Here is a 934-nt window from a genome sequence, read left to right on the forward strand (position 1 = left end):
AGGTCGGCGTTCTCCAGCTTGAGGCCGATCTTCTCGGAGATGACCTCGCCGCCGGTGAGGATGCCCATGTCGGTGAGCATGGCCTCGCGGCGGTCGCCGAAGCCCGGGGCCTTGACGGCGACGGACTTGAAGGTGCCACGGACCTTGTTGACGATCAGGGTGGCCAGGGCCTCGCCCTCGACGTCCTCGGAGATGATCGCCAGCGGCTTGCCGGTCTGCATGACCTTCTCCAGCAGCGGGAGGAGGTCCTTGACCGTGGAGATCTTGGAGGAGACCAGGAGGATGTACGGGTCCTCCAGCTCGGCCTCCATGCGCTCGGCGTCGGTCACGAAGTAGGGCGAGATGTAGCCCTTGTCGAAGCGCATGCCCTCGGTGAGCTCGAGCTCCAGACCGAAGGTCTGGCTCTCCTCGACCGTGATCACGCCCTCCTTGCCGACCTTGTCCATCGCCTCGGCGATCAGCTCGCCGATGGTGGAGTCCGCGGCCGAGATCGAGGCGGTGGCCGCGATCTGCTCCTTGGTCTCGACCTCCTTGGCCGACTTCAGCAGCGCCTCGGAGACGGCCTCGACGGCCTTCTCGATGCCCCGCTTGAGGGCCATCGGGTTCGCGCCCGCGGCCACGTTGCGCAGGCCCTCGCGGACGAGCGCCTGCGCCAGGACCGTCGCGGTGGTGGTGCCGTCGCCCGCGATGTCGTCGGTCTTCTTGGCGACCTCCTTGACCAGCTCGGCCCCGATCTTCTCCCACGGGTCCTCGAGCTCGATCTCCTTGGCGATCGACACACCATCGTTGGTGATGGTGGGGGCGCCCCACTTCTTCTCCAGCACGACGTTGCGACCACGCGGGCCGAGCGTCACCTTGACAGCGTCGGCGAGGGTGTTCATGCCCCGCTCGAGCCCGCGGCGCGCCTCCTCGTCGAAAGCGATCATCTTCGCCA

1 protein-coding gene is annotated in these 934 nt (G+C 67.2%); it reads right to left on the reverse strand.

Translation table 11 applies throughout. The features are described 5' to 3' along the window. Positions 1-934, reverse strand: a 934-nt coding sequence (groEL, locus tag KDL28_RS40075) for a chaperonin GroEL (protein ID WP_252446711.1), incomplete at both ends; no start/stop codon positions are given.

Source organism: Pseudonocardia humida, from assembly GCF_023898865.1.
GTDB lineage: Bacteria > Actinomycetota > Actinomycetes > Mycobacteriales > Pseudonocardiaceae > Pseudonocardia > Pseudonocardia humida.